The organism is Catenulispora subtropica (assembly GCF_039531675.1).
Lineage (GTDB): Bacteria > Actinomycetota > Actinomycetes > Streptomycetales > Catenulisporaceae > Catenulispora > Catenulispora subtropica.
Genome location: NZ_BAAAQM010000079.1, coordinates 18,714 through 39,576 on the forward strand (window position 1 = coordinate 18,714; position 20,863 = coordinate 39,576).

21 protein-coding genes are annotated in these 20,863 nt (G+C 72.3%); 12 read left to right on the plus strand and 9 right to left on the minus strand.

Annotated features, from left to right (window positions below; translation table 11 throughout):
* Positions 1–29: 29 nt before the first annotated feature.
* The 3 genes from pdhA to ABD466_RS40745 are packed head-to-tail and all read left to right on the plus strand — an operon-like array spanning position 30 to position 3,615.
* Entirely contained in the window at positions 30–1,184 is a 1,155-nt protein-coding gene (pdhA, locus tag ABD466_RS40735) for a pyruvate dehydrogenase (acetyl-transferring) E1 component subunit alpha (protein ID WP_344662659.1), read from the plus strand.
* The gene (locus tag ABD466_RS40740) at positions 1,181–2,194 is read left to right on the plus strand and encodes an alpha-ketoacid dehydrogenase subunit beta (protein WP_344662660.1); all 1,014 of its coding nucleotides are present in this window, start codon (positions 1,181–1,183) and stop codon (positions 2,192–2,194) included. The genes pdhA and ABD466_RS40740 overlap by 4 nt, the downstream gene beginning before the upstream one ends.
* Positions 2,191–3,615, plus strand: coding sequence for a dihydrolipoamide acetyltransferase family protein (locus ABD466_RS40745; protein ID WP_344662661.1), 1,425 nt, complete (start codon positions 2,191–2,193; stop codon positions 3,613–3,615). The genes ABD466_RS40740 and ABD466_RS40745 overlap by 4 nt, the downstream gene beginning before the upstream one ends.
* Before the next feature lie 77 nt (positions 3,616–3,692).
* On the opposite strand, the gene ABD466_RS40750 is transcribed toward ABD466_RS40745, so the two are convergent.
* Complete coding sequence (locus ABD466_RS40750) at positions 3,693–4,934, minus strand: MFS transporter (protein WP_344662662.1); 1,242 nt, start codon at positions 4,932–4,934, stop codon at positions 3,693–3,695.
* An 86-nt stretch (positions 4,935–5,020) separates the two neighbouring features.
* Between ABD466_RS40750 and ABD466_RS40755 the strand changes: the two genes are divergently transcribed.
* Genes ABD466_RS40755 through ABD466_RS40765 form a run of 3 tightly spaced genes read left to right on the plus strand, consistent with a single transcriptional unit; the run spans position 5,021 to position 8,645 of the window.
* A complete protein-coding gene (locus tag ABD466_RS40755; protein ID WP_344662663.1) occupies positions 5,021–6,004 on the plus strand; it encodes a GlxA family transcriptional regulator in 984 nt (327 codons plus the stop codon).
* Positions 6,005–6,060: 56 nt separating this feature from the next.
* Positions 6,061–7,410 carry a hypothetical protein gene (locus tag ABD466_RS40760; RefSeq protein WP_344662664.1) on the plus strand — a complete coding sequence of 450 codons (1,350 nt, stop codon included), beginning with the start codon at positions 6,061–6,063 and terminating at the stop codon, positions 7,408–7,410.
* Complete coding sequence (locus ABD466_RS40765) at positions 7,398–8,645, plus strand: hypothetical protein (protein WP_344662665.1); 1,248 nt, start codon at positions 7,398–7,400, stop codon at positions 8,643–8,645. The genes ABD466_RS40760 and ABD466_RS40765 overlap by 13 nt, the downstream gene beginning before the upstream one ends.
* Before the next feature lie 9 nt (positions 8,646–8,654).
* Here the strand turns inward: ABD466_RS40765 and ABD466_RS40770 are convergent, their stop codons facing one another.
* Positions 8,655–9,113, minus strand: a complete 459-nt coding sequence (locus ABD466_RS40770) for a nuclear transport factor 2 family protein (protein ID WP_344662666.1) — start codon at positions 9,111–9,113, stop codon at positions 8,655–8,657.
* Between the two features lie 66 nt (positions 9,114–9,179).
* On the minus strand, positions 9,180–9,791 hold the full coding sequence (locus tag ABD466_RS40775; RefSeq protein WP_344662667.1) for a hypothetical protein: 612 nt from the start codon (positions 9,789–9,791) through the stop codon (positions 9,180–9,182).
* Between the two features lie 263 nt (positions 9,792–10,054).
* Between ABD466_RS40775 and ABD466_RS40780 the strand changes: the two genes are divergently transcribed.
* From ABD466_RS40780 to ABD466_RS40795, 4 genes are all read left to right on the plus strand, one after another.
* On the plus strand, positions 10,055–11,599 hold the full coding sequence (locus ABD466_RS40780; RefSeq protein WP_425558865.1) for an MFS transporter: 1,545 nt from the start codon (positions 10,055–10,057) through the stop codon (positions 11,597–11,599).
* A 68-nt stretch (positions 11,600–11,667) separates the two neighbouring features.
* Complete coding sequence (locus tag ABD466_RS40785; protein WP_344662668.1) at positions 11,668–12,606, plus strand: ABC transporter ATP-binding protein; 939 nt, start codon at positions 11,668–11,670, stop codon at positions 12,604–12,606.
* Entirely contained in the window at positions 12,603–13,751 is a 1,149-nt protein-coding gene (locus tag ABD466_RS40790) for an ABC transporter permease (protein ID WP_344662669.1), read from the plus strand. The genes ABD466_RS40785 and ABD466_RS40790 overlap by 4 nt, the downstream gene beginning before the upstream one ends.
* A 1-nt stretch (position 13,752) precedes the next feature.
* Positions 13,753–14,511: an endonuclease/exonuclease/phosphatase family protein gene (locus ABD466_RS40795; RefSeq protein WP_344662670.1), complete on the plus strand. Its 759-nt coding sequence runs from the start codon at positions 13,753–13,755 to the stop codon at positions 14,509–14,511.
* A 4-nt stretch (positions 14,512–14,515) separates the two neighbouring features.
* Here the strand turns inward: ABD466_RS40795 and ABD466_RS40800 are convergent, their stop codons facing one another.
* The gene (locus tag ABD466_RS40800) at positions 14,516–15,061 is read right to left on the minus strand and encodes a gluconokinase (RefSeq protein ID WP_344662671.1); all 546 of its coding nucleotides are present in this window, start codon (positions 15,059–15,061) and stop codon (positions 14,516–14,518) included.
* 114 nt (positions 15,062–15,175) lie between these two features.
* On the opposite strand from ABD466_RS40800, the gene ABD466_RS40805 reads away from it, so the two are divergent.
* Entirely contained in the window at positions 15,176–15,613 is a 438-nt protein-coding gene (locus tag ABD466_RS40805; protein ID WP_344662672.1) for a nitroreductase/quinone reductase family protein, read from the plus strand.
* Here ABD466_RS40805 and ABD466_RS40810 read toward each other — a convergent pair.
* The 5 genes from ABD466_RS40810 to ABD466_RS40830 form a co-directional block, all read right to left on the minus strand.
* Positions 15,610–16,218, minus strand: a complete 609-nt coding sequence (locus ABD466_RS40810; RefSeq protein ID WP_344662673.1) for a DUF4291 domain-containing protein — start codon at positions 16,216–16,218, stop codon at positions 15,610–15,612. The two genes, ABD466_RS40805 and ABD466_RS40810, sit on opposite strands and share 4 nt — an antisense overlap.
* Before the next feature lie 112 nt (positions 16,219–16,330).
* Positions 16,331–16,942 (minus strand): DUF1707 SHOCT-like domain-containing protein, encoded by a 612-nt coding sequence (locus ABD466_RS40815; RefSeq protein ID WP_344662674.1) that lies wholly within the window; start codon positions 16,940–16,942, stop codon positions 16,331–16,333.
* 140 nt (positions 16,943–17,082) lie between these two features.
* Positions 17,083–17,316 carry a hypothetical protein gene (locus ABD466_RS40820; RefSeq protein WP_344662675.1) on the minus strand — a complete coding sequence of 78 codons (234 nt, stop codon included), beginning with the start codon at positions 17,314–17,316 and terminating at the stop codon, positions 17,083–17,085.
* An 87-nt stretch (positions 17,317–17,403) separates the two neighbouring features.
* Entirely contained in the window at positions 17,404–18,354 is a 951-nt protein-coding gene (locus tag ABD466_RS40825; RefSeq protein WP_344662676.1) for an aldo/keto reductase, read from the minus strand.
* Positions 18,355–18,372: 18 nt separating this feature from the next.
* Positions 18,373–20,157, minus strand: coding sequence for an acyclic terpene utilization AtuA family protein (locus ABD466_RS40830; RefSeq protein WP_344662677.1), 1,785 nt, complete (start codon positions 20,155–20,157; stop codon positions 18,373–18,375).
* A 238-nt stretch (positions 20,158–20,395) separates the two neighbouring features.
* Here ABD466_RS40830 and ABD466_RS40835 point away from each other — a divergent pair, with 238 nt between their 5' ends.
* Positions 20,396–20,770, plus strand: a complete 375-nt coding sequence (locus tag ABD466_RS40835) for a hypothetical protein (protein WP_344662678.1) — start codon at positions 20,396–20,398, stop codon at positions 20,768–20,770.
* The last annotated feature ends 93 nt before the right edge of the window (positions 20,771–20,863 follow it).

Below are 20,863 nucleotides of genomic sequence, written 5' to 3' on the forward strand. Positions count from 1 at the left end.
CACTGCCGACACGTGTCAATGGAGACGACGTGACCGTTCTAGCCACGCCCGACAAGACCGGGTCGGGCTTCCCTCTGGGATTCGACACGATCCTGGACCCCTCGCCGCTCCAGTACCTGGACGAGCACGGCGCCCTGTCCGGCGTCCTCCGGGACGACGCCCCCGAACTCGCCCCCGAGCGCCTGCTCGCCACCTGGCGCGCGATGGTCGTGGGCCGCCGGTTCGACGTGCAGGCCACCACGATGGTCCGGCAGGGCCGCCTGGCCGTCTACCCCTCGTCCTACGGCCAGGAGGCGTGCGAGATCGGCGCGATCCTGGCGCTGCGCGCCACCGACTGGTTCTTCCCCACCTACCGCGACTGCGTCTCCATGGTGACCCGCGGCATCGACCCGGTGGAGGCGCTGACGCTGCTGCGCGGGGACTGGCACTGCGGCTACGACCCGCAGCGCTGGCGCACCGCCCCGCAGTGCACGCCGCTGGCCACCCAGGCTCCGCACGCCGCGGGGCTCGCGCTGGCTGCCAAGCTGGCCGGGGACGACACCGTGGCGCTGGCGTTCTGCGGCGACGGCGGTACCTCCGAGGGCGACTTCCACGAGGCGCTGAACTTCGCCGCCGTGTACCAGGCCCCCGTGATCTTCTTCGTGCAGAACAACCAGTACGCCATCTCGGTGCCGCTGGCCAAGCAGACGCACGCCGCCGCGCTCGCGCACAAGGCCGTCGGCTACGGCATGGCCGGCGTGCGGGTCGACGGCAACGACGTGATCGCCGTGCAGCGCGTGGTGGCCGAGGCCGCCGAGCGGGCCCGGGCCGGCGAGGGCCCGACGCTGATCGAGGCCGTCACCTACCGGATGCAGGCGCACACCAACGCCGACGACGCCACCCGCTACCGCGACGAGGCGGAGGTCGAGTACTGGAAGCCGCGCGACCCGCTGGCCCGGCTGGAGACCTACCTGAAGGCCTCCGGGCTGCTCACCGACGCGGTGGCGGCCGAGGCGAACCAGGCCGCCGAGGCGCTCGCCGACGACATGCGCGCCCGGCTCGGCGAGGAGCCGGAGGTGGACCACCGGGACCTGTTCCGGTACGTCTACGCCCAGCCCACCCCGCAACTCCTGGAGCAGGCCGCCGGACTCCAGGCGGAGATCGACGCGGCCGAGGCCGACACCGAAGGCGAGGCCGGCCGATGACCGCCACGCTCGACGCGGCGCGGAAGACCGCGCAGAACACCGAGATCTCGCTCGCGCAGGCCGTGAACCGGGCCCTGCGCGACGCCATGACCGCCGACGACAAGGTCGTCGTCTTCGGCGAGGACGTCGGCGTGCTCGGCGGTGTCTTCCGCGTCACCGACGGCCTCACCCGGGACTTCGGCGAGCAGCGGTGCTTCGACACGCCGCTGGCCGAGGCCGGGATCATGGGCACCGCGATCGGCATGGCCATGTACGGCTTCCGGCCGGTCGTGGAGATGCAGTTCGACGCCTTCTCCTACCCGGCGTTCGAGCAGATCGCCTCGCATCTGGCCAAGATGCGGAACCGCACCCGCGGCGCGCTGCCCCTGCCGGTCGTGGTGCGGGTGCCGTACGGCGGCGGGATCGGCGGCGTGGAGCACCACTCGGACTCCTCCGAGGGATACTTCGTCGCCACGCCCGGCCTGCACGTGGTGACGCCGGCGACGGTCTCGGACGCCTACACCATGCTGCGCGCGGCCATCGAGTCCGACGACCCGGTGATCTTCATGGAGCCCAAGCGGCTGTACTGGTCGAAGGACGTGCTGTCGACGACCGGTCCGGAGATCGGCAAGGCCGCGGTGCGGCGGGCGGGCGCCGACGCGACGCTGATCGCGTACGGCCCGACCGTGTCCACGGCCCTGGAGGCGGCCGAGGCCGCCGAGGCCGAGGGCTACGACCTCGAAGTCGTGGACCTGCGCTCGATCGTGCCCTTCGACGACGCCACCGTGTGCGAGTCGGTCCGCAAGACCGGGCGCGCCGTGGTCATCCACGAGGCGGCCGGCTTCGGCGGCACCGGCGCGGAGATCGCGGCCCGGGTCTCCGAGCGCTGCTTCCACTGGCTGGAGGCGCCGGTGCGCCGGGTGACCGGGTTCGACATCCCGTACCCGCCGCCGAAGCTGGAGCGGCACCACCTGCCGTCGGTGGACCGGATCCTGGACGCCGTCGCGTCCCTGCAGTGGGAGGACCGGTGAGCACGCGTGAGTTCCGGCTCCCGGATCTCGGCGAGGGGCTGACCGAGGCCGAGATCATCGCCTGGCACGTCGCGGTGGGCGACCACGTGACGGTCGACCAGGTGGTGTGCGAGGTCGAGACGGCCAAGGCCTCGGTCGAGGTGCCGTGCCCCTACGCGGGCGTGGTCGTCGAACTGCACGGGGCGGTCGGGGACGTCGTGGACGTCGGGAAGCCGCTGATCAGCGTGGGGGCGGCGGTGGCCCCGGCCCCGGAGGAGCCCGCGGATCGCGCGCGCCTCGACGCGGAGGCCGAGAACGGGACCGCGAAGCAGACCTCTGGGAACGTGCTGGTCGGCTACGGCACCGCGGAAAGCGGCGGGGTCCGCCGGCGTCGCGTGGTGAGCGGGTTCGGCGGGCACGGGGCTCCGCCGCGCGTGCACGTCGCGCCGATCGTGGAAGCCGCGCCGGTCGCGAAGACCGCGTCAGGGGCGTCGGGCGCGTCGGCCGTGTCGGTCGCACCGACGGCACCGACGGCACCGGCCGTACCGGCGAACGGCACGTCCGGCTCGGTCCGGGTCCCGGTGGTCTCACCGCTCGTGCGCCGGCTGGCGAAGGAAGGCGGCCTGGACCTGGCCTCCGTGCGCGGCACCGGGCCCGAGGGCCTGATCATGCGGCGGGACGTCGAAGCGGCCCTGGCCGCCCCGGTTCCGGCTCCCGTTTCCAGCAGCGGGATCGAAGAGCGGGAACGCGTGCCGCTCAAGGGCCTCCGCAAGGCGGTCGCCGACAAACTGTCGCGCTCCCGGCGCGAGATCCCGGACGCGACGACATGGGTCGACGTGGACGCCTCGGGCCTGATGGAGCTGCGGGAGGCGCTGAACCGCGACGCGGCCGAGCGCCGGATCAGCCTGCTGGCGCTGCTGGCGCGGATCTGCGTCGCCGGGCTGGCGCGGTACCCGGAGCTGAACGCGACGGTGGACGTCGAGCGGCAGGAGATCGTCCGGTACGCCGAGGTGAACCTGGGCTTCGCCGCGCAGACCGACCGCGGGCTCGTGGTGCCGGTCGTGCACGGCGCGCACCGGATGTCGACCGAGGAGCTGTCGGCCGAGTTCGAGCGGCTCACGGCCTCGGCGCGGGCCGGCACGCTGGCGGTGGCGGAGCTGACCGGCTCCACGTTCACGCTGAACAACTACGGCGTGTACGGCGTCGACGGCTCCACGCCGATCCTGAACCACCCCGAGGCCGCCATGCTGGGCGTCGGCCGGATCGTGAAGAAGCCGTGGGTGGTCTCCGGGCCGGCCGGCGACGAGCTGGCGATCCGGCGGGTGACGCAGCTTTCGTTCACGTTCGACCACCGCGTGTGCGATGGCGGCGTGGCGGGCGGGTTCCTGCGGTACGTCGCGGATCTGGTCGAGGAACCGGCGCGGCTGCTGCGGGGCTTGTAGCGGACCACCCGAACGAGCGCGGGCGCCGGGCCCGGCGGGGTGAGTCCCGCCGGGCCCGGCGCGCGTCCGCTCGCTCCTTACGACGCCGTGGCCCGCGCGTTCCTCAAAGTGACAGCTGTCGTCAGGACGCCGAGGGCGACGACCCCGAGCAGCAGCGTGCTCGGCGACGCGACGCCCTTCAGCGCCGAGAGCATATAGGGCGCGGCGAATCCGAGGTACGTGAAGGCCTGGAAGACCGCAGTCATGCCGGCGAGGTCCTCCGCGGGGGCGAGGCGCTGTACCTCGGCGAGGCCGAACACCATCAGGACGCCGTAGCCGAAGCCCATCACCGCGGCGACCGCGAGCGTGAGGACCGCCTGCCAGGCCCCGAGGCGGTCCAGGGCCGCGACGCCGGCTTCGGCCAGGGAGCCGACGGTGACCAAGCCGAGGCCCAGCACCAGAAGCCGAGGGCGGGCGCCGTCGCGTCCGGCAGCCGCCGTGACGACCCTCCGCGCGAACGGCTGGATCAGGACGCCCGCCATGGCGGTGACCGCCGCGGCGGTGCCCGCGAAGGCCAGCGAGACGCCCTTCACGTGCCCGGCGGCCAGCCCGGGGACGTAGACCATGGCGATCGTCGCCGCCCCGAACACCCACGGCGCCATCGGCAGCACCACGCCCACGAAGCGCCGGTCGGAGAAGCCCCGCAGACGGAGCAGTCCGCCGCCGAGGACGTCGGAGCGCCGGCGGGCGACCGTCTCAGGCGTCTGCGAAAGCAGCCGCAAGGCGGTGGCCGCCAGTGCCAGCTGCGGGATGTACGGCGTCTCGAACGCCGCCGGGCCCCACTGCGCCAGCGACCCGGCGACCAGCGGGCCCAGTCCGAACCCGGCCGTCATCGCGATCGACGCCCGTCGTGCTCCGGCCCCGGCCGCCGCTTCGGCCAGGGACAGCTCCTTCACCCAGGCGCTGCCCGCGCTGAAGGCCGCGCCGCTGGCGACGCCCATCAGCACGCGGCCGGCCGACAGCCAGGCCAGACCGTGGGAGCCGAGCATCAGCACCACACCGGAGACCATCGACAGCAGCACCGCGAACACCACCACCGGGCGGCGTCCCACGCGGTCCGACAGGGGGCCGGCGACCAGCAGGCCGGGGACCAGACCCGCCGCGTACAGGCCGAATATCGCCTCGGCCGCCGAGGCCGAGACGCCCATGCGCTCGCGGTACAGCAGCACCATGGGGGCGAACTGGTTCGCGCCCCAGCCCACCGCGGTCAGGGCGAACGCCGCCCGGGCCCAGGTCTCGCCACGGGACCGCGCTGCGGTCCCGGCCACGGGGGTCTTCACGTCTGTAAGGCTCACAACAGCGATGATCTCTTGCCGGCGGCCCGCCGCCCAGTGGCAGGAATGACACGCAGCGCTAAAATACTGCCATGGGCACTGAAGCGGGCGCGCGCCATCACCTGCTCGCCGTGGCAGTCACCGAGGGTGCGCCGATCTTCGAGCTCTCCATTCCGGTCGAGGTCTTCGGCCGGGTGCGTCCGGGCATGCCGGAGCTCGGGTACGACGTCCGCGTCTGCAATCCGGTATCAGGGCCCGTTCCCTCCTCGGCGGGGTTCACCGCGTACACCGAGGACACCTACGAGCTGTTCACGCGCGCGGACACGGTGATCGTCCCGGCGGTGCGCGACGTCACCGAGGAGCCGCCTGCGGACCTGGTCGCGGCGGTGCGGGACGCGCACGCCCACGGGGCCCGTGTGGCCTCGCTGTGCTCGGGCGCCTTCGTGCTGGCCGCCGCCGGGCTGCTGGACGGCCGGCGCGCGACCACGCACTGGCTGTACGGCGACGAGTTCCGTCGCCGGTTCCCCGCCGTGGACTTCGACCCCGGCGTCCTCTACATCGACCACGGCGACGTGCTCACCAGCGCCGGCACCACGGCCGGCATCGACCTGTGCCTGGCGATGGTGGCCGCCGACCACGGCGCGGACGTCGCCAACACGCTGGCCCGGCGTCTCGTCGCGCCGGCGCACCGCAGCGGCGGTCAGGCACAGTACGTCGACACACCCGTCGCCGCCTCCGCATCAGGGCACGACGGTCTGGGCCCGCTGCTGGACTGGATCCGCGGGCACCTGGCCGAGCCGCTGACCGTCGCGGACCTCGCCCGGCAGGCCAACGTCGCCGAACGGACCCTGATCCGCCGGTTCCACACGGCCGTCGGCACCACGCCCGGCAAGTGGCTCACGGCGCAGCGGGTGCTGCACGCGCGGCGGCTGCTGGAGACCACCGACCTGCCGGTGGAGCGGGTCGCGCACCAGGCCGGGCTCGGCGGCGCGGCGAACCTGCGGCACCACTTCACGGAGGCGGTCGGGGTCGCGCCGAGCGACTACCGCCGCACGTTCCGTGCGCCAGGGTATTGATTCGGAGGCCTCGGAACCGCCTATCGTAGTCCTAGCAATTCCTGACAGGAGGCCTAGTGACCGCGACCCGCGATCCGTCGTGCGGATACGGCTGGCTGAACGAGTGGGACGACCTCGACGTCGCCGTCGCGGACTACGCGTACGTCCCCGGCGACGGAGGACCCGGCTCGGGGACCGGCGCCACCGGCCCCATCGGCCCGGGCTGCGTGGTGACCGGCTCCGAGCAGCCGCGCTGGATGTCGCCTCCGCCCCCGCCGCCGTTCGGCAGCCGTCCCACGATGACGGCCTACGGGCGCGCGATCGACCATTTCCGCAGCCACCCGGACCGCACCGGCGGCCTCACACATCTTCGAGACCTGATGGTGCGCGGGGTGCGCGCCGGCACGATCAGCCCGCACGAGGTGCTGTGCCACGTCCGCCCGGCCGCGGTGGCCGTGTCGCTGCTCGCCGAGCAGGATCCGGCGGCGGTCCGCGTCAGCAGGCTGATCGCGGCGCGGATCCGGTCAGGGGCCGGCGACCGTCCCGAGCTCTGGGCGACGCTGATCGACCAGGTCGAGTCCTGGACCGGGTCCCTGCTGTCGCTGCTCACCGCGGCCGACGACGAGCGGCCCAGCCTGCCGCCGTCCCGGCCCAACGCCTGGACCGGCCACCTGTGGCGCCCGGCGAACATCCTGCTGGCCCTGGCGCCGCCGGCGGGCGCGCGGCACTTCCTCACCGACGGCTCCGTCGGCACCGCGATCCGCCGCGCCGGGCTCGCGCAGCGCATGGCCGGCTTCGTGCCGCTGTCCCGGCCGCTGGTCGAGCACACGCTGAGCTCCCGCGGCAGCGGCCGCGCCCGGCAGCGGCTGGCGGCCAACGCCTTCACCCCCGACGCGGTGCTGGCGGAGCTGCTGAACTGGGTCGGCGAGCCGGCCATCGCCACCGCGGTCCGCGTGCACGACTTCGCCGGGGCCGCCGTCCGCTACGAGGCCTTCGAAACGGTCCGCGACCGCCCCGAGGCCCTCCGCAGGTCCCTGGCGACCCTGCTCGAGTACGGCCACCGCCAGTTCCTCGACCTGCTCGACGCGGTCCCGGACGACGACCCGGTGTGGATCCACACCCTGATCAGGGCCGCCGGCGACGCCCTGGACCCGCTGCCCCGCCGCGCCGCGTACGCCCGCCTGGCAGAGGTCTGCGAACCGGAAGTCGTGTGGACGCTGGATTTGGCCTACGCGGGCTCGCTGGAGGCGATGCTGCCCGAGGTGCGGGCGTCCATGACGGCGGCGGACTCGGCGGATTCCGCGGCCTCCCTGGCCGAGTCCCTGCGCGCGGCGCCGTTCGAGGACCGGCTGGCGGACGTGAACGCCGCGGCCGAGGAGCTGCGGACCGAGGAGCTGCTGGACCGCCCGCTGCCGTGGCTGCGCTGAAGCGGGCGGGAGCTGCGCGGGCGGGTGCGGATGTCCGGGCGCGGGTACGGCGGTGGTGGCACCGCAGGGCACTGCGCAAGGTCGAGGCCGAGCTCGCGCGCAGGCGTATGTCCCGCTCGGACCTCAGGATTCTGATACGCGCGGTGCCGCCGGAGGAGCGTGAGGCGGTCCGGTCGGCACTGAGCGGAGCACTTCTGCGGCGGGCCCGGTTCGAAAGCCGGGCCCTGGCGCACCTCACCTGGATCCTGGTCGCGAGCGGTGTCCTCGGCGGTCTGGCCACGAACCTGATGCCGTGGCGAGACGTGAGCAAATGGGTCTCAGGACTGCTCATAGTGGTCGCCGGCCGGATGCTCCTCGTCGAGAGCGCAGCGGCCTGGCGAGTCGAGCGTCCTCATCTGGACGCGCCGGTCTCGTTGCGAGTCCGATGGGACGAGCTGTTGCGGCCGCGGTTGTGTGTGGCCGTCCTGTGCCTCCTGACGGCCGTCCGCGGGACGGAATGGTCGGTCGCCCACAACGGGTGGCGGTCCGCGACCCCCTCGTTTCTGCTCGGTGCGGCCGTCTCGCTGCTCGTGGGGCTGCTCGCGGTGGGCGCGGACGGGTTCGCCCACGGTCTCGCGGCGCGGGTCGAGGAGGACCGCGTCCTCGACGTGGCGGCCATCGAGCTGGCCCGGGCCGTCGCCGACATGACCCGGCTGGCTCCGGCCTGGCGCCGCCCCGACGTCGCCCGCTACCTCCTGGAACGGCTGGAACGCGCGGCTCGCCGCGTCGCGACCCGGCCGAGCTCCCATCCGGTCCCGCTCGCGCAATGGCGGATCCGGCCCCGGATCCAGCAACCGGTCGATCAGCTCGCGGCGGTGATCCGGGCCCACCGGCTGCCCATCGCCTCCGCGCCGTCGCGAGCGGGCTACGACCGCGTCCGCGCCTCGCTCGTCGCCGGCCTGATCGCGGCCGTCCACGAGGACTGGGGCGGGCTCCTCGCACACGCCGATCCCGTCCCGGCGAGGCCGTGGTACACCGGCTATGCCGCCAAGAACCTCGGTCCCGCGATCGTGCTCGGCGCCGCGGCCGTCGCCCTGCCGTGGCTGCCGCCGTTCCGGGGCAGCCCGGCTTCGGGGCTGGGCCTGCGCGTGACGCTCGGTGTCTACGCCCTGCTCCGCCTCATCCCGGGGACCTCGCTGGTCGATCTCGTGGATCGCGGTCTGACCCGGGGCTTCAGTGAGACGAAGGGGAAGTGATCGCCGGAGTCAGAGCGCGTGGGTCCGCACCGCGTCGTCGCCGCGGGTGTTGAGAGCGACGAACGTGAACTCGTCGACCCGCCAGCCGGTCGCGGAGCGCCGCATGGCGAGACGGTAGGTCCCCCAGACCTCCCACAGGCCGCCGCCGAGGTCCGCGTCCAGGCGGTTGTAGGCGTAGCCCTTGGTGTCGGCGACGGCGCGGTCGCCGTCGAGGGTCACGGTCACGTTGGAGATGGAATGGAAGCTCTGCTTCTTCGGGTGCAGGCCCGTGATCCAGCCCTGGACGAGGGCCTCGGAGGGGATGCGGGCCGGGTCGCCGCCGGCCAGGCTGGTGAAGTCCGCCAGGACCTCCTCGGCGAACAGGGGGCGGACGGCGTCCCAGTCCTTGCGGTCCACCTGGTCGAAAACCGCGTGCACGACGTCTGTCACCGCGGCCTTGTCGACGAGCTCGGCGAGCTGGTCCTTCATGATGTCTCCTCCCGATGTCGGAGTGATCAAGTAGAGCACAGCGAAGATCACTGTGGCGGGTTCGTCTCAGGGCTCGGCGGTGGCGGCTGCTCCGCACGATGGTCCGGAGACGGCCGCCGCCGCGAAGCACCGAGTGCTGGTCCCGTGCGGGCTGGCGAGGAAACCGGCCGTGACGAAGAGCATGAGCACGAGCACGGGCCCGATGCCGCCGACGACGCGCGACTCGACCCGCCGGGAGACGGCCCGCAAGGCCGGAAGCGCGGCCGTGGCCGCCACCACGGCGGCCACGCTGAGCGCCTGGGAATCCTCTCCGGCCTGGTTGATGCACTCCCACGAGCAGGCCCCGGTCGAGCCGCTGCACGCTTCCCCGAAGCCGAGGTACACCACGGCGAAGTACCACGCCATGCCCGCCACCCACACCATCACCGCGACGACCGGCGCGACCCGGGCAGGGCCCGAGCCCGCGTCCCGGCGGGCACCCACGGCCGCCAGCACGACCAAGCCCGCTGACAGCGTCGCGGCGGCGGCCGTCAAGCCGAACCAGTATCCGCTGTGCTTCTCCAGAGCGCCGGAATACCAGTGCCACACCACAGCCATGGCCAGGACCACGGGCGTCGCCCAGCCCACGATGTGGCCCCAGACCCCACGACCCGGACGCCGCCCCTCGACAACCGACACACTCCACCCCTGTGTTCTGCATGGTCACCACGGTGAACACCCATTCGACTCGTTCACCAGGGTTCTGTTTTTTGGGTAAAGGCCGGGTTAGCCGCCGCTCCCGGCCCGGTTGGATGTCTCGGGCTGCAGGGCGGGGCGAACGCGCGGACACTCGCAGAGTGGAGCGAAACGACCAGTACGGCCCCGGCGTCGCCCCGCGCGCGGCCGGCCGGGGCCGCGGGCATTGGAGGGCCCTGGCGGTGCTCGGCACCGCGCAGTTCCTGATGGTGCTGGACACGGCCGTGATGAACGTGTCCGTCAGCCAGCTGGTCCACGACTTCGACACCCAGGTGACCACCATCCAGGCGGTGATCACGCTCTACGCGCTGGTGATGGCGGCGTTCATGATCACCGGCGGCACGATCGGGGACAAGATCGGCCGGCGGCGGGCGTTCGGCGTGGGGCTCGTCGTCTATGGAGTCGGCACCACGCTCACCGCCGCCGCGCCGACGGTGGGGGTGCTGGCGCTGGGCTGGTCGATCATCGAGGGGCTGGGGGCCGCCATGGTGCTGCCGGCGCTCGCCGCGCTGGTCGCCGGCACCTACCAGGGGCGGGACCGCGCGGTCGCCTACGGCGTGGTGGGCGGTCTGGCCGGGGCCGGCATCGCGGTGGGGCCGCTGCTGGGCGGCTGGGTGACGACCTACCTGACCTGGCGGCTGGTCTTCGCCGCCGAGGCCGTGGTGGTCGTGGTCCTGCTGCTCCTGCTGCGCTGGATCAAGGCGCCGGCGCCGTCCGTCCGGCCGGTGCGCCTGGACGGCGTCGGCTCGGCCCTGTCGGCGGCGGGCCTGGCGCTGGTGGTGCTCGGCGTCCTGCAGAGCGGCACCTGGGGCTGGCTGAAGGACCGCAACTCGCCGTTCACGATCTTCGGGTTCTCGATCACGCTGTTCGTCATCGGGGCGGGCTGCGTGCTGCTGTACTTGTTCCGGCTCTGGGAACGGCGCCGTGAGACGCGGGGCGAGGACCCGCTCATCCACTTCGCCCTGTTCCGCATCCCCGCCCTGAAGGCCGGGCTGATCACCCTCCTGAACCAGAACCTGATCCTGCTGGGCCTGTTCTTCGTCATCCCGCTGTACCTGCAGGTGGTCCAGGGCTTCGACGCCTTCGAGACCGGCCTGCGCCTGCTCCCGGTCTCGATCACCATGCTCGTGGCGGCCCTGAGCGGACCGTTCCTGGGCCGCTTCGCGTCGCCGCGGACCGTGGTGCGCATCGGCCTGGGCGTCATGCTCGCCTCGATCGTGTGGCTGTTGTCGACCATCCAGCCGGACATCGACGACCTGTCCTTCGCCTTCGCCATGGCCCTCCTGGGCCTCGGCATGGGGCTCCTGGCCTCCCAGCTGGGCAACGTCGTGCAGTCGAGCGTCGAGGACGCGGACCGCAGTCAGGCCGGCGGCCTGCAGAACACCGCCCAGCAGCTCGGCTCCTCGCTGGGCACCGCCCTGATCGGCTCCATCCTCATCGGCGCCCTGGCCGCAGCCTTCACGACGAAGGTCGAGAACAACCCCGAGGTCTCCCAGGCGGTGAAAACCCAGACCGGCACCGCCCTGGAAGCCGGCATCCAGTTCGTCCCCACCGACCAGGTCGCCGCCGGTCTGTCCTCGGCAGGCGTCCCGCCGGCTGAGGCCGGCCACCTGGTCTCCGCCTACGCCGAGGCCCAACTCGACGGCCTCAAAGTCGCCATCCTCGCCGCGGGCGGCCTGGTCCTGGTCGGTTACGCGTTCACGCGGCACCTCCCGGCGGACCGGCTCGGGCCGCCTGCGCCGACGGGGTGAGCGTTCCCGACCGGGCATTGTGAAAGCCCCGCTGACTAGGATCGGCCTCACGTAACACGGGAGGCTTGATGCTGGAGCTCGAGGGTCTGCGCAAACGCTATGGGGACCGCGTCGCGCTGGACGGGGTGACGTTCTCGGTGCGGCCGGGGGAGCTCTACGGCTTCGTCGGCACCAACGGCGCCGGCAAGACCACGACGATGCGGATCACGCTCGGCGTGCTCGAACCCGACGCCGGGACGGTGCGCTACCAGGGCGAGCCGGTCGACACGGCGACCCGCCGCACCTTCGGATACATGCCGGAGGAGCGGGGACTCTATCCGCGGATGCGGGTCGGGGACCAGCTGCGCTATCTCGCCGAGCTGCACGGGCTCAGCCGCGGCGACGCGGACCGGGCCGCCAGGTACTGGATGGAACGGCTGGCGGTCATCGAGCGGGTCGAGGACCGGGTCGAGGCGCTGTCACTGGGAAACCAGCAGCGGGTGCAGCTGGCCGCGGCGCTGGTGCACCATCCGGCGGTGCTGGTGCTGGACGAGCCGTTCTCGGGGCTGGACCCGGTGGGCGTCGACAGCCTGGCCGAGGTCCTGCGGGAGCGGGCCGCCGCGGGCGTGCCGGTGGTGTTCTCCAGCCACCAGCTGGAGCTGGTCGAGCGGCTGTGCGACAGTATCGGGATCATCTACCGGGGACGGATGGTGGCCACTGGGACGGTCGACGAGCTGCGGGCCTCGCGGTCCGAGCGGGTGCTGCGGATCGGCACCGACGCGGCCGCCGGGTGGGCCGACGCGGTGCCCGGTGTGGTCTCGGCCGAGTACGGCCCGGCCACCACGCTGGTGCTGGCCCCCGACGCCGACGACCAGACGGTGCTGGACGCCGCGCGGGCGCTCGGGCCGGTGCGGGAGTTCACGCCGCTGCGGGCCAGCCTGACGGAGCTGTTCCGGGAGGCCGTGGCCGACAACGGCGGGGACGGCGCCGCCGTCGGCGCCGGCGACCCCGAAGGAGTCGCCGCATGAACCGCAACGCCGTGCGGCTGGTGATGCGCCGCGAGTTCGTCGAGCGCGGCCGCGACCGCGGCTTCGCCATCTCGGTCGGCGTCTCGCTGGCCATCGTCCTGGTGGCGGTGGTGATCGCCTCGCTGGTCTCGAACAAGAACAAGACGCCGTCCTTCGACGTCGGGTTCGCCGGGACGCGCGCCGCCGTGCAGCAGCAGATGGCCGAGAACGCCGCCCCGGCCTACAAGATCAAGCTGACCGCGTCGGTGGTCTCCGATGCCGACCTCGCCGCGGCGCGGCAGCAGGTCGAGGACGGCAAGCTCGACGCTCTCGTGGCCGACGGCAGGGTCTACGTCCAGGACTCCGTGGACCCCAAGCTGGAGCCGGTGCTGGCCACCGCCAACCTGGCGTCGCAGGTCCCGAACCTGGATCAGGTCCAGGTGCAGACCGTCATGAAGCTGGCGCCGAAGGACCCGGAGGCCGGACAGCGCAAGACCATCGCGCTGATCGCCGAGATCATGCTGTTCAGCCAGATGATCGCGTACTGCATGTGGGTCGCCACCGGCGTGGTCGAGGAGAAGAGCAGCCGGGTCATCGAGGTGCTGCTGTCCAGCGTCTCGCCGCGCGCGCTGCTCACCGGGAAGATCATCGGCATCGGGGCGCTCGGGCTGCTGCAGCTGGCCGCCACCGTCGCGGTCGGCCTCGCCGCCGGCTCGGCGACCGGCGCGCTGCACATGACCGCCCAGGTGTGGCAGACCGTGGGCATCGTCGCGGTCTGGTTCGTGCTCGGCTACATCTTCTACGCCTCCGCCTACGCCGCCGTGGCGGCGCGGGTGTCGCGGCAGGAGGAGATGCAGACCGCCGTGCAGCCGCTGAACCTGCTGCTGATGGTCCCGTACTTCGCGGCCTTCGCGGCGATCGGCAACCCGGACGCCGGCTGGGTCCGCGTGCTGTCGCTGATCCCGCCGTTCTCGGTGCTGATCCAGCCGGTGCGGATCGCCGGCGGGGACGCCTCGTGGTGGGAGCCGGTCGTGGCGATCGGGCTCATGGGCGCGATGACGGTGGGCATAGTGCTGGCCGGTGCGCGCGTGTATGAGAATTCTGTGTTGCGGTTCGGGTCCAAGGTCTCGTTGCGGGCCGCCTGGACCGCGGGGAGGAAGGCTTAGCGTGCACAAGGTCCGGATCCTGTCGTTCAACACGCTCTACAACGCCGCGCCCCGGGTGCGGCTGCGTGCCCTGGCCGACACGCTGGCGGAGTCGGACTACGACGTCGTGTGCCTGCAGGAGCTGTGGGTGCCGCAGAACTTCCAGCTCTTCCGCGCGCTGACCCGCGACTCCTACCCCTATGCCGCGCACGGCGTGCGGCTGCCGGTCGTGGCCGGCGGCCTGTTGACGCTGTCGCGGATCCCGATCGTCGGGCACCGGTACGAGACGCTGGTCGAGGCCCGGCCCTGGCGGCGCGAGCTGCTGATCCGCAAGGGCGTGCTGGTCACCCGGCTCGCCGTCGACGGCGAGTTCGTGACCGTCGCCAACACCCACCTGTCGGCCAACCGGCACGCGGACTGGTCGAAGGCGGCGCCGTTCACCCGGGTCCAGGAGCGGGAGCTGGCGCGGCTGGCCGCGCGCCTGCGGCGCATCGACTCCGGCGAGCCGGTGGTGGCGGTGGGGGACTTCAACGTGCCCCGGGACTCGTGGCTGTTCGAGGGCTTCGTGGCCGCCTCCGGGCTGCGCGACGCCTTCGAGGGCGACGCCGCGACGACCTTCCGGCCCGTGCCCGGCTGGGACGGCGCGGCGCTGGACCAGGTGGTGGCTTCGCCGGGACTGCCCGTCGCGGCCGAGGTGGTGCTCAAGGACAAGGTGCGGACGGCCGACGGCCGGGACCGGTACCTGTCGGACCACTACGGGGTGGCTGCCTCGATCGGGTGACCCCTCACCGGCCGTCATAGTGGGGCAGGTACGCCCGCAGCTGCTCCCACACGATGATCTGGTCGACGGTCAGCTCGGGCGTGCCCGCGGACTTGATCATCAGCACGTCCTCCTGCGGCGTCGGCGGTTCCAGGACGGCGAGCTGGCTGCCGAGCATGTCGGCGTGGAACATGTGGCCGTGGCGGTCGGTCATGCGCTGGTGCAGGGTCTTGAGGTCGACGACCAGGTAGACCATGCGGACCTGCGGGCGGCCGCGGCGCAGCCGGTCGCGGTAGGCGCGCTTGAGGGCGGAGCAGGCGACGACCGCGGGGCGCTCGTCGTCCGACTCCTCGTCGATCCAGCGGCCGATCTCGTCCAGCCAGGGCAGCCGGTCGGCGTCGTCCAGGGGCTTGCGGGCGGCCATCTTGGCGAGGTTGGCGGCCGAGTGGAAGGTGTCGCCGTCGGCGAAGTCCCAGTCCAGGCGCTCGGCCAGCAGCGTGCCGACGGTCGACTTCCCGCTGCCGGCGACGCCGGTGATCACGACGACCGGTGGGGGGACGGGGAGAGCCATGGCACCAGGGTTACCACCGGGCGGACCGGGGTGCGCGCCGGCTGGTCCATCGGGGGGCACGGGTGCGCCGCGCGCCGGGGAATAAACACCCGCCGATTCCTCGCTGCCGCCGGTATGAGCTCAAACGAAGAACGCCGCGGCTGGAACGAGCAGATCATCGACGAGTTCCGGTCCAACGCCGGCAGCGTCGTGCAGTTCGGCGGCAAGACCCTGCTGCTCCTGCACCACACCGGTGCCACGTCCGGGACCGCGTACGTCTCCCCGCTGGCGGCCTTTCCGCAGGACGGCGGCGGCTGGGCGATCGTCGCGTCCAACGCCGGGCGGGATATGCACCCGGCGTGGTTCCACAACCTGCGGAAGCACCCGGAGACCGAGGTCGAGGTGCCCGGCGAGGACGACGTCCGCACGGTGCAGGTCACCGCGCGGGTGCCCGGCGACGCCGAGCGCGACCGGCTGTTCGCCGAGGTGGTCGCGAAGGCGCCGAACTTCGCCGAGTACCAGAAGAGCACCTCGCGCCGGATCCCCGTGGTGGTGCTGGAACCGGCCGCCTAGTAGGCCGGGACGCGGTAGAGCCGCCGGGCGATCTCCGCCGGCAGGTCGTAGGGCCGTTCCTTCGGCAGGTGCTCGGCGGCGCGGTCCTTACGGCCCTGCTTCAGCAGGTCGGCCATCTTGTGGACGGTCGGGGTGACGTCGCGGATCTCGGTGGTCCACTGCTCGACGTAGTCGGCGATGATGTGGCGGCTCAGGCCGACCTGGATCGAGCGGGCGTCCAGGGTGCCGCCGTGCAGCGTGCGCTCCGGGTCCCACTGGACGCGGACCGCCGACGTCTTGAGCTCCCGCTCCCACTGCGCGCGGTCGCTGTGCACGCCGTGGGTGAAGCCGGTCAGCACCGCCTGGGACAGCGCGGTCTCCCAGCCCTCGCGGGTGATGCGCACCGCCAGGATCCGTTCCTGGCCGGGCTTGCGGGCCCAGTTGCTGCGCCCCATCATCCACAGGAACGACGGCTTGATCCACGTCATCCGGTTCAGGGAGAACGGCGGGACGAAACGCTGCCCGCGCACCGCGGGATCGGCGATCGCCGGGCTGTAGGCCTGGTAGACGACGATGGTCGTGGCGTCGTAGTCGGCGCGGATCTGGTGCAAAGGAAGTGTTGCCATGACGGCCCCCCGATCTGGTTCTGCTCAGGGGGAAGTCTGGCGGAGGAGGGCGTGCGGGCGCCCCTGATTTACCGCCTCGGGTCGGCCGTCGCCCGCAGTGGGGCTCGCTGCTTCACCCGCCGTGGTGCCACGAGTAGTGGTCGGCGGTGCCCTTGCGCCGGACCACGAGTTTGCCGAAGCGGGACTTGCCGGTGATCCGGATCAGCGGCCCGTCCTCGCCGGAGTCCGCGGCGCCGCTGGTCACCGAACGCTTGCCGAACAGGGCGCCGCCCTCGTCGACGATGCGGGCGTTCTCCGGCACGGTGATGATGGCCTTGCCGCAGAAGGTGTTGATGTCCAGCGTGATCTCGCGGCCGGGGAGCACGGCGTCGCTCAGGTTGACGATCAGGGCGCCGAAGGTCGCGGTGGCCGAGGTGTGGCGGCCGGCGATCCAGCGGCCGCTGCGGATCACTTTGCTGAAGGTGGCGTTCAGCGACTGGTGGTCCACGGCCGCCGGTACCGGGGCGCCGGGCCGGCGCAGGTCGTCCGGCAGGTCCGCGGTCAGCGGGACCAGCTCGGCGCGGGTCTTGGCGCTGTAGGCGGCGTCGATGCGCTCGGCCAGCTCCGCGCTGGTCAGGCGGCCCTGGGCCAGGGCTTCGGACAGGATCGCCGCGACCTCGTCGCGCTCGGAGTCGGAGGCGCGCACGGCCGGGGCGGAGTGGTCGTTCTCGGGCGCGGAGGTCATGGGCGCAGTGTAGCGAGAAACGGGAAGGAACGCGATATGTCGCGTTCTCGGGGGCGGGGCGCCCGTCGCCGGCGCGATCGGGGCGCCGGCCTAGTCCGACTGAGTCCGACCTAGACCGACCGAGCCCGACCGAGCCCGACCTAGTCCGAGTCCGTGATCTCCCCGGGGGTACGGGTTTCGCCGAGTTCTGTGAGGGCGGCCTTGCGGCCCTCGGTGTAGCCGTTCAGCATGGCGCGCACGCGGCGGGCGCGCTGGCCGGCCGGCTCCCACGGCACGCCCGAGCCGCACGGAGGTCCGCCCAGGATGCTGTCTCCCACCAGGTCGTTCGCCGTCGTGAGCGGGTCGGCCTGGGCGAGTTCGTGCGTGCGTGCCATGCCTGGAACCCTGCCTTATTGGACCGGGTTCCAGGAAGGTCCGGAGCGAAAATCACCTGGAAGAGTGAACAGATCGGCGACGGTGCGTCACGGTCCGGCCGGCGGCGGCACGATCGTGTCGATCTCCGCGAGCTGCTCGGCCGTCGGTTCCCAGGCGCCGGCCGCGGCGTTGGCGCGGACCTGCTCGGGGTTCATGGCGCCGGAGATCACCGAGGCGCAGCCGGGCTGGGCGGCGAGGGCGGCGATGCCGACGTCGAGCAGGGTGCGGCCGTTCTTCTCGGCCCAGGCGGTGAGGGCCTCGACCTTGTCCAGGCGGTCCTCGGTCACCCAGTCCGCGCGCTGGGCGAGCCGGGCGTCGTCGGGGATGCCCCCGCCGCGGCGGATCTTGCCGGTGAGCAGGCCGTTGGCGAGCGGGAAGTAGGGCAGGACGCCCAGGCCGAAGCGGACCGCGGCCGGGACGACTTCGGCCTCGACGTCGCGGACCAGCAGGGACCAGTGGTTCTGCGCCGAGACGAAGGGGGTCGCGTTCAGCTGCTCGGCGACGTAGTGCGCCTCGGCGATCTGCCAGCCGCTGAAGTTGGAGTTGCCCAGGTAGCGGACCTTGCCTTCGCGGACCAGGTCGTCGAGGGCTGAGAGGGTCTCGGCGATCGGCGTGTGCGGGTCCGGGGTGTGCAGCTGGTAGAGGTCGATGTAGTCGGTGCGCAGGCGCTTCAGCGAGGCCTCGACCGCGCGGCGGATGTAAGCGCGGCCGCCCTTGGCGCCGCCGGCCGGGCCGTACTTCATGTCATAGCCCTGATGGCCGAACTTGGTGGCGAGGACCACCTTGTCGCGGCGGCCGGTGAGGACCTCGCCGAGGAACTCCTCGGACTGGGTGTCGCCGTACATGTCGGCGGTGTCCAGGAGGGTGATGCCGGAGTCCAGGGCGGCGTCCACGACGCGGCGGGTGCCGGCCACGTCCAGGCGGCGGCCGAAGTTGTTGCAGCCCAGGCCCACGACGGACACCAGCAGGCCGGAATTCCCCAGATGGCGATAGCGCATAGGGTGATCCTAAACGCCTCAGCTGTTGAGGAACTCCACGGGCACCTCGACGAGTCGGGACCGCACGAACTCGCCCAGCCCCTTGGCCTGGGGATCGGCGCGGGTGGAGGAGGCGACGCCCTCGCCGAGCAGTCCGTAGACGACGAAGTTCAGGGCGCGCAGGTTCGGGAGCTCGAAGCGCTCCACGCGCAGATCGCTGGACTCCGGGACCAGCTTCTGGAAGGTGTCCGCGTCCAGGGTCTCGCGCAGCCAGGCATAGGCGCGGTCGCTGCGGGTCCACAGGCCGACGTTCGCGTTGCCGCCCTTGTCGCCCGAGCGTGCTCCGCAGACCAGGCCGAGCGGCGCCAGCCGCTTCATGCCGTCCGAGACGAACGCCTGGGGCGGGGGCGGGGCGCCGAGGTGCAGAGCCTGGCCCATCGGCCGGCGGCAGGGCTCGATCAGGACGCGTTCACCGTCCGGGAGCACGGCGACGTGGTCGACGTGCCGGTCCTGGATCAGCGCCGGCCAGTAGACGCCGTACTCGACCTCGCGGGTCGGCGGCGCGGTGGGATGGAGGCCGGAGTAGCCGGACAACGCCAGACCGGTGACGGCGCCGGTGAAGGCCTGTCCCACCTTGTCCGGGTCCTTGTCCTTGACCGTGATGTGCAGGTACGCCGTGGCTTCCTCGCTGGTGCGCGCCTGCTCGGCCGGCTTGTCGCTGCGCTGGAGCCGGACGTCGACGGACTCGAAGCGCTGGCGGCCGCCCAGGGTGTCGAAGATCTGCGCCTCGGCCAGGCCGGCCTTGGCCTCGACGTCCAGTCCGGTGACGCCCAGCGTGATCGAGTTGCGGAAGCCGCCGCGGTAGTTCAGCGCCACCTTCAGCTTGTGCGGGCCGGTCATGCCCTTGACGCCGCTGATCCGCACCCGGTCCGGGGCCTGCTGCGTCAGGCGGACGGTGTCGAAGTGCGCGGTGACGTCAGGGTTCGCATAGGCCGGGCCCTCGATCTCGTACAGCAGCTGGGCGGTGACGGTGCCGACCGACACCACGCCGCCGGTGCCGGCGTGCTTGGTGATCACCGCGGAGCCGTCATGGGCGACCTCGGCGATCGGGAAGCCGGGCACCCGGGTGTCGGGCAGCTCGTCCAGGAACGAGTAGTTGCCGCCGGTGCACTGCGGGCCGCACTCGATGACGTGCCCGGCGACCACCGCACCGGCCAGGGCGTCCCAGTCGTCGCCCCGCCAGCCGTGCCACCAAGCGGCCGGGCCCACGACGAGCGAGGCGTCGGTGACCCGGCCGCAGACCACGATGTCCGCGCCGGCTTCCAAGGCCGCGGCGATGCCCCAGGCGCCGAGGTAGGCGTTGGCCGAGACCGGCTCCATCGCCTCCGGGAACGGCGCGCCCGTGTCGATGTTCTTGAAGTCGACACCCTTGGCCCGCAGCTCGGCGATGCGCGGCAGCAGGTCGTCACCCTCGATGTGCGCGACCTTCAGGCGCAGCCCGAGGTGGGCGACCAGGGCGCGGACGTCCTCGGCCAGCCGGGCCGGCTCCAGCCCGCCGGCGTTGGCCACGACCTTGACCCCGCGCTCCTGACAGGCGGCGAGCACCTGGTTCATCTGCGCCAGGAAGGTGCGGGCGTAGCCCGGGCCACCCCGCTCGCGCGCCTTGTGCAGGATCAGCATCGTGAGCTCGGCGAGGTAGTCAGCGGTGAGCACGTCGATCGGACCGCCGTCCACCATCTCCCGGGCCGCGGACAGGCGATCGCCGTAGAAACCGGAGGCGTTGGCGATGCGGACCGGGCGACGTGGCGGTACCTGCGTGTTCACTTCACGAACTCCTCGCAGTGTGAACTGAGTTCTCTCGGTGACTTTACTCGCGGGATGCCCCCTGGCGGGCCAGTAGCGCGCAGGATTTCCTACAACGGGTGAAGGTGAACGTCCCAGGGACTCCGGATCGTCATACGGCGGAGTGACCCCACTCACCGATCCTCCGCCGTATCCGGGAGCCCGACAAGTCAATCTGAAGGCTGATTCCACGCCCCCGAACGCGACCTATCGTGAGGACATGACAGTCGACGACCTGACCCCCCAGGAGATCGCCGCGGCCCTGGCGGCCCGTCGTGAGCTGGGCGCCGAGTACGAGCGCGAGATCGCGGCCTCACTCGCCGAACGCATGCAGCGGCGGATCGACTCCGAGGTGGCGGCCCGTACCGGGGGTGAGGAGAAGTCCGCTCCGAGTCCTCGCCACGACCTGGAGATCGTCGACTCGGTGACGGCACGCTGGACCGCGCTGGGGTCCCTGGCCGCGGGGACGATCGTCACGGTGGCGTCCAGCGGAACCAGCTCGGATCACGGGGCCATCTCGGCGACGTGGTTCGGGATCATCGTGATCAACGTGGCGGTGAATCTGGGGCGGCGGAGGAGGCGGAGGCAGGGGTAGGGGTGGGGGTGGGGCGGTCCTTGATGGTGCGGTTGGGGTGTGGGTTTTAAAGGCTTGATACGACCTTCGGCCATGGTGGTGATGGTGCGCGGG

Excerpts from the sequence above, each read along its gene's own strand:
- ABD466_RS40740 (WP_344662660.1), top strand. The coding sequence starts at position 1,181 with ATGACCGCCACGCTCGACGCGGCGCGGAAGACCGCGCAGAACACCGAG.
- ABD466_RS40755 (WP_344662663.1), top strand. The coding sequence starts at position 5,021 with ATGGGCACTGAAGCGGGCGCGCGCCATCACCTGCTCGCCGTGGCAGTC.
- ABD466_RS40770 (WP_344662666.1), bottom strand. The coding sequence starts at position 9,113 with ATGAAGGACCAGCTCGCCGAGCTCGTCGACAAGGCCGCGGTGACAGAC.
- ABD466_RS40780 (WP_425558865.1), top strand. The coding sequence starts at position 10,055 with ATGGTGCTGGACACGGCCGTGATGAACGTGTCCGTCAGCCAGCTGGTC.
- ABD466_RS40785 (WP_344662668.1), top strand. The coding sequence starts at position 11,668 with ATGCTGGAGCTCGAGGGTCTGCGCAAACGCTATGGGGACCGCGTCGCG.
- ABD466_RS40790 (WP_344662669.1), top strand. The coding sequence starts at position 12,603 with ATGAACCGCAACGCCGTGCGGCTGGTGATGCGCCGCGAGTTCGTCGAG.
- ABD466_RS40800 (WP_344662671.1), bottom strand. The coding sequence starts at position 15,061 with ATGGCTCTCCCCGTCCCCCCACCGGTCGTCGTGATCACCGGCGTCGCC.
- ABD466_RS40805 (WP_344662672.1), top strand. The coding sequence starts at position 15,176 with ATGAGCTCAAACGAAGAACGCCGCGGCTGGAACGAGCAGATCATCGAC.
- ABD466_RS40810 (WP_344662673.1), bottom strand. The coding sequence starts at position 16,218 with ATGGCAACACTTCCTTTGCACCAGATCCGCGCCGACTACGACGCCACG.
- ABD466_RS40815 (WP_344662674.1), bottom strand. The coding sequence starts at position 16,942 with ATGACCTCCGCGCCCGAGAACGACCACTCCGCCCCGGCCGTGCGCGCC.
- ABD466_RS40820 (WP_344662675.1), bottom strand. The coding sequence starts at position 17,316 with ATGGCACGCACGCACGAACTCGCCCAGGCCGACCCGCTCACGACGGCG.
- ABD466_RS40825 (WP_344662676.1), bottom strand. The coding sequence starts at position 18,354 with ATGCGCTATCGCCATCTGGGGAATTCCGGCCTGCTGGTGTCCGTCGTG.
- ABD466_RS40835 (WP_344662678.1), top strand. The coding sequence starts at position 20,396 with ATGACAGTCGACGACCTGACCCCCCAGGAGATCGCCGCGGCCCTGGCG.